This is a genomic window from Geobacillus sp. WSUCF1 (assembly GCF_000422025.1).
Classification (GTDB): Bacteria; Bacillota; Bacilli; order Bacillales; family Anoxybacillaceae; genus Geobacillus; species Geobacillus zalihae.
In genome coordinates this window covers 1-5,819 of record NZ_ATCO01000061.1, presented here as the reverse complement: position 1 = coordinate 5,819, position 5,819 = coordinate 1, and the positions used below count along the sequence as shown (strand labels likewise).

The following is a 5,819-nucleotide window of genomic DNA, read 5'->3' as shown; positions in this document are numbered from 1 at the left end:
TCAAGGAGATGAAAAAAGAATGTGTCGAATGCCATTTATACGGGACGTTGATTGCCATTGTGGCCACCCAGACGTTTCTGTTTCAAGCTCGGATGTATTGGCATCAAAAGGAAGACATTCAAATCAGTGAACGGAAAGCGCTCGATCTTCTCCAGTCGTATTGGCATCAGTTGCTTTTGCGTTCGCATATGGCGGAAATCAACCTTTTCTCTCTCCTTTCCCTGTTGCGAAAACATGCCAAGAAAGGTCGAAGGAAAGGGGAAGAAACGGCATCAGATATCGTAACGAAATTAGAGATATGGTAGAATTAGATATGGATATAAATACCAAATACCCCTCTTCTGGAGGGGGATTTGGTATGCCCAATAATGGATGTGATCCCCATCATTCACTGCGGGGATGAACACGAGTATCGTCTTAAAAATTTTATACCGCTAACTTGACGGGTATGGGGGGTTCCCGTGTTTTCACATGCACCAAAATAGCCCGATTTGCTGATTTCTTCCTTCAACAGAGAGCATGACATGCTTTGAGAGAGTTCGGTACGATCTTCTCCAAAAGGTACATACCGAAACATTAGAAAAATCTTATGATTTTAATCTATTTTGAATGTGAAAATGTCTCTATCAACAAGGCATCGGTGACATGAGATTCAGGATATAGGGGATGAAATCAGTTTGTTATTCAACTGTATGGGGGGATCAAAACATGAACAAAAAGAAGATTTTGCTTGTTGATGATGATGAAGATATTTGCTGCACAATCAAGCAATATTTGGAGCTTCATCATTATCAGGTAGAAACGGTTCATAGCGGTGTAGAAGCGTTGAAGATGATGAACAACGATTTTGACTTGATTGTGTTGGATATCATGATGGAAGGAATTGACGGAATGGAGTTGTGTCGCTTGATTCGTGACCGCGTCGATGTCCCTATTGTTTTTGTCAGCGCAAAGACGCTGGAGGAAGATAAGGTTCAAGCTTTGGCGATCGGTGGAGATGATTACATCACTAAACCATTCAGCTTAAAGGAGTTAAAGGCGAGAATTGATTGCCATTTAAGAAGGGAGGAACGGATTCGTTCGAACGAGAGATATCTTTTGAGTTCTAAAAATATGACGATTGATCTTTTGGCTAATGAGGTCTTTTGTAAAGGAAAGAAATTGCCGTTCACAAAAAAAGAATATGAGATTGTGAAGTTGTTGATGCTGAACCAAAAGATCGTTTTCTCGAAAGAACGAATATTTGAACGAGTATGGGGGATTGACTCTGAAAGCCAGTTAGACACGGTGCAGAAAGCATTAAAAATATTCGAAAGAAAATCAAGGCCGTCGATCCAGACACCTCTTATATTCAAACATTATATGGGCTCGGTTATAAATGGGATGTGACCGATGAAAAACAATAAAACGATTAAACGAGATTTTTATTTGTTAGTTGTGAAAGTTGTGCTGGCAACGGCGATTACTTCGGCCTTTACTTATATATGCATCATCTATTTGATTATGACATTAACCACCAACCATGTGGTGAAACCGACCAATTATTTCGTGAAAGATTTGGATTTGATTGAGAAAAAGGTGAAAGAAAACGAAGAAGCTATTTTCAAGGGGAGACTCATTCCCATCCATCGTTACAGCGAAAAGATAAAAGGAGAAGTTGTAGACATCAGCGGCAAGCATCTGTATGGCGATCGCGGAATTGTAGACGGTCAAGTGGATATGAGCAAAGTGATCAACCGTGAGATTGTAAAAGGAAGCTATGTGTATCGGTTCATTCCCGTTCAACATGATAACGCCATTCAGGCGGTGTATGTGTTGAAAGCGCCTTTCGGGTTTATCATTAACAATCAAAATCGCTTCGGAGCCGTGTTGATTTATGCTTTGCTCCTTATTTCTCCGTTGATCTTTTTTATTGTCTATTTGATTTTCTTTACATCAAGGCTGTACAAATCATTGTTTCATAATGTCAGGTTGCTGCTTCAGGCTTCTGATCACATTGCAAGCGGGGATTTTGATTTTCAAGTCTCAGGGTTGAAAAGAAAAGAATTTATGAAAATCCAGGATTCCTTTAATACCATGATCAGTGCGCTGAAAGAAATGGTGGAACGTTTAGCCAAGACCGATGACGAACGGAGAATGATGGTATCATCGATCGCGCATGATATCCGAACCCCGTTGACGGTCATCCAAGGACAAATTGATTTGATTCAAGACTTGCGAAAGTTGGACCACTTTGATGTCACTCCCCATTTAGAGATTATTCGCAAAAACTGTGGGAAGATGACCATGTTGACAGATAATTTGTCGTTGCTCTATAAAGTGGAGAATGACCACTTCTCATTGAATGGAAAAGAAGTGGATGTAAGGCAAATCCTTGAGGAGAAAAAACGAGAGATCACAACAATGGTTTACCATCAAAAATCGATAAATATTTGCTTTGATGTGAATTTGCAAAAATCATCTTACATACTTGATGAAGCGATGTTAATGAGAGTGTTGGACAATATTTTATACAATAGCTTGCGGTTTACCAAAAGCGGAGAAATCAAGTTGGAAGTGCATGATGAAAAAGAGGGGGATGAGCGTAAAATCTATTTTCGCTGTTCCGATACTGGAACGGGGTTTAAAGAAAGCGATACGTCGTTGTTGTTCCAGCCTTTTTACCAAGATCAGCAGTATAAACATCATGTTGGATTAGGGCTGTATATTGCCAAACGAATTGTCAATCATCATGGCGGTGAAATTTGGGCATACAACAACGAAAAAGGCGGCGCGACCGTTGAATTTTATATTCAGGAGCTGGCTGATTGATCATTCCATCTCATGGCTTTTCCGCTGTTGTAGAGAACGGAAGGCGGCTAGGGAGATTCCGATTTCCCTAGCCCATCTCTGAGCCTCTATTTTCTTTTCGCAATGAGAAATTGGTGGTTCACCGTAACAGCCACTTCTTCGTCCGGATTTACACCTTTGATGCTGTAAACCCATCCGAAGTTTAAGTGAGTTCGTTTTTCGTCTTTTTGATCGGGAATGATTTCAATCTTTCGCAGTTCTTTTTTGCTCAAAATTTGATGATGCTCATTGATGGTGATCGTCTCCGCTACTTTCCCGATTGGTTTGTGCAATTGATGTCGATCTACTTTTGCTGCCTGAATGATGTACGTTCGGTCTTGATAGTGAATTTCTTGCAAATTGTCTTTGTTCAACTCATATTTTGGCAATTTCCGATCGATCTCCATATTTTTTGTTGCTGTCTTTTTTAAGTCGCTGACAAGTGAACAACCTCCTATAAAGAGGATCCCGATCAACATGAGGGGTAAGAGGAAGTTTTTCATCGCCACTCTAAAACCTCCCTCTAGAAATGTTGATTTATCAAGGCTTTTCGGCCCCTCCTTTTTGAACATCCCATTGAAAGAGAACCACGGGGGTTCATTCATGTGGTTTATTTCCTTCCCAACGATGAAACCAGACTGAACCGATGATGGTCACGATGATAAAGCCTAGAAGGGCATAGGCCATCCCTTCCCACAATGATAGCGAATAGGAATTGAACAACTGCGCCCCCAATGCTTGCTTTACTTCGGGCATCATCAAAATCGGAAATTGTGAGAGGCGAACACCCCAAGCCCAAGGAACATAGCTCCATATATGATCGCCTAAGGACGTTGCGCCAATAAGGGCGGAAATGAGAAATCCGCCGCTCCCGATGGCAATCGATGCTCCCATTCCAAAGGCAAGGCTGATGAACAGATGCAAGGAAAAAAGGATCAGTGAGCCCACGATCGAGAGCATGGCTCCTTGCAAAAATAAGTGATCATGAATGGGCGCGACGTTGAGTACGTATTTCATTCCAAAGAGCATAACCATCGTCGCCAGCAAGATATCCGCGCATGCGATGAAGATGAGCAGCGTGAGTTTGCCAACATACCATTTGATTTTGGATACAGGGCCGGCCAAGATGTTCATGAAATTTCCTGCTTTTTCTTCTTGATAGGACATCAGTCCGGTAAGCAAGGAGATGATGATCGGCAAGGAAACGGTCATCACTTCGAAAAAACCTTGGTAGATTTTCACCTGCCAAAACACGGAATGTCGGTAGTGCGAAAAATACCATACCATAAAGAGCGGATACAGGATTGGTATGATGATGACCATGATCCGAACTGCTGTGCGTTTCGTTTTGATCCATTCGGATGACAGAAGGCGAAGAAACGACATGTCAATGCACTTCCTTTCGCGAAAACCAAACGGCGGTCAGAAAAGATAGCAACAGAAACATGACAAGGGCAGTCGTTAGGCCTATTGGAATGACAGAAGGATCCAATAGCGAATTCCCTTTTTCCAAAGGAACGCCGTTCGGATGAACCCCGACGATCGGGCACATCATCCTCATTCCCCAGCTCCATGGAATGAACAGCCAGTAAGGCTGTGCAGCCATGACGACCCCTAAGGCGAGGCCGATGACACTGACAAGGATCGAGGCTGCCATCCCGAACCGCTCGGCGATAAATAATCCGATCGGGATATAGGATAAAGAACTCATCCAAATGACCAAGCTGGCAAACACCGCGACAGTAGCGGATGAGAGGCTGTTGGGCAAAAACCATTTCAATAAAACAAGCAGGACGATCAGCTCGATAGTGGAGAGCAACATATAATAGGCGATGACGGCGATTTTGCTCCACCATAGACGCACAATGCTAATGTCGAGACAACGCAGCGCTTTATCGTTTCCGGACTTTTTCTCCCTTGACACTGAAAGGGAAGCAGTCAAGGCCGTTCCAATGGGAACAAAAATCAACGGCCACCAATTAAATACCGTGTATTCAAAATAATGGCGCGTTGAATTCATGGTTGGCATGGTGATCATGGCATACAGGACAAAGAAAAGCGGAGCGATGAATATAAGTTTTTTGGCAAACGTTCGCTTGTATTTTAAGTGTTCTGACTGGAACATATTGAGCATGACTCCCATCCTCCTTCATTGCTTGTTCACAACATCGATGAAGAGTTTTTCGAGATCTTGACTCTCGTCTATTTTCCCCTCGTACCTGAGTTTTCCGTTTTGAATAATGCCAATGTAATCGGCTAATTGTTTGACTTCGGACAAAATATGGCTCGATAGGATGACGGTGATCCCGTTTTCGGCAAACGATTTAATGAGTGTTCGCAAGTCCTGGATGCCTAATGGGTCCAAGCCATTTGTCGGTTCGTCGAGAATGAGCAGTTTTGGATGGTTTAAAAGAGCTTTGGCAATTCCTAGCCTTTGCTTCATGCCAAGGGAAAATTGAGATGCTTTCTTTTTCCCCGTATTTTCTAAGCCGACGATGTTCAAAACTTCTTGGATTCGCGAGTCGGGCAAATGAAGCAATTTGGCGTGAACGAGTAAATTCTCATAGGCTGTTAAATTGCCGTAAAGAGCCGGGGATTCGATCAGTGCGCCGATATCTTTCAGGACTTTTCTGCTCCAAGGATGGCCGTTGATGACGATTTCCCCTTTTGTGGGACGCAACAGCCCTGTCAGCATTTTTAAAAGAGTGGATTTTCCCGCTCCATTTGGCCCGAGCAATCCATAAATGGTATGTTTCTTGACTTTTATGGATACATCATCCACCGCGAGTTGTTTCCCAAACGCTTTGCTTATATGACGGGTTTCTAACATATACTCTTCCATGTTCATTCTCCTTTCATAATGGGAACATGCTAGGCGGTTCTTGACTGGCATAAGCGCAAGAATAGGACTGTTAGATCCGTGCTGTTCTCATATTAATGACTCAATCTAATGTTTTTATAAGAAAAGAATGGCTCTTCACCAAAAGTTG

5 protein-coding genes and 2 pseudogenes are annotated in these 5,819 nt (G+C 42.6%); 3 read left to right on the top strand and 4 right to left on the bottom strand.

Features of this window, described 5'->3' with window-relative positions:
- From I656_RS0115310 to I656_RS09405, 3 genes and pseudogenes are all read left to right on the top strand, one after another.
- Window positions 1-305: pseudogene (locus I656_RS0115310) on the top strand (IS4 family transposase); the annotation flags it as partial.
- Window positions 306-708: 403 nt separating this feature from the next.
- Window positions 709-1,406, top strand: a pseudogene (locus I656_RS09400) (response regulator transcription factor).
- Window positions 1,393-2,811: a HAMP domain-containing sensor histidine kinase gene (locus I656_RS09405; protein WP_020754735.1), complete on the top strand. Its 1,419-nt coding sequence runs from the start codon at window positions 1,393-1,395 to the stop codon at window positions 2,809-2,811. Before I656_RS09400 ends, I656_RS09405 begins: the two are co-directional and overlap by 14 nt.
- 86 nt (window positions 2,812-2,897) lie before the next feature.
- On the opposite strand, the gene I656_RS09410 is transcribed toward I656_RS09405, so the two are convergent.
- From I656_RS09410 to I656_RS09425, 4 genes are all read right to left on the bottom strand, one after another.
- Window positions 2,898-3,332 (bottom strand): NisI/SpaI family lantibiotic immunity lipoprotein, encoded by a 435-nt coding sequence (locus tag I656_RS09410; RefSeq protein ID WP_033005353.1) that lies wholly within the window; start codon window positions 3,330-3,332, stop codon window positions 2,898-2,900.
- Between the two features lie 94 nt (window positions 3,333-3,426).
- Window positions 3,427-4,215: a lantibiotic immunity ABC transporter MutG family permease subunit gene (locus I656_RS09415; protein ID WP_020754733.1), complete on the bottom strand. Its 789-nt coding sequence runs from the start codon at window positions 4,213-4,215 to the stop codon at window positions 3,427-3,429.
- Window position 4,216: 1 nt separating this feature from the next.
- On the bottom strand, window positions 4,217-4,963 hold the full coding sequence (locus I656_RS09420) for a lantibiotic immunity ABC transporter MutE/EpiE family permease subunit (protein ID WP_033005348.1): 747 nt from the start codon (window positions 4,961-4,963) through the stop codon (window positions 4,217-4,219).
- A gap of 15 nt (window positions 4,964-4,978) precedes the next feature.
- The gene (locus I656_RS09425) at window positions 4,979-5,671 is read right to left on the bottom strand and encodes a lantibiotic protection ABC transporter ATP-binding protein (RefSeq protein WP_013144163.1); all 693 of its coding nucleotides are present in this window, start codon (window positions 5,669-5,671) and stop codon (window positions 4,979-4,981) included.
- Between the last annotated feature and the right edge of the window lie 148 nt (window positions 5,672-5,819).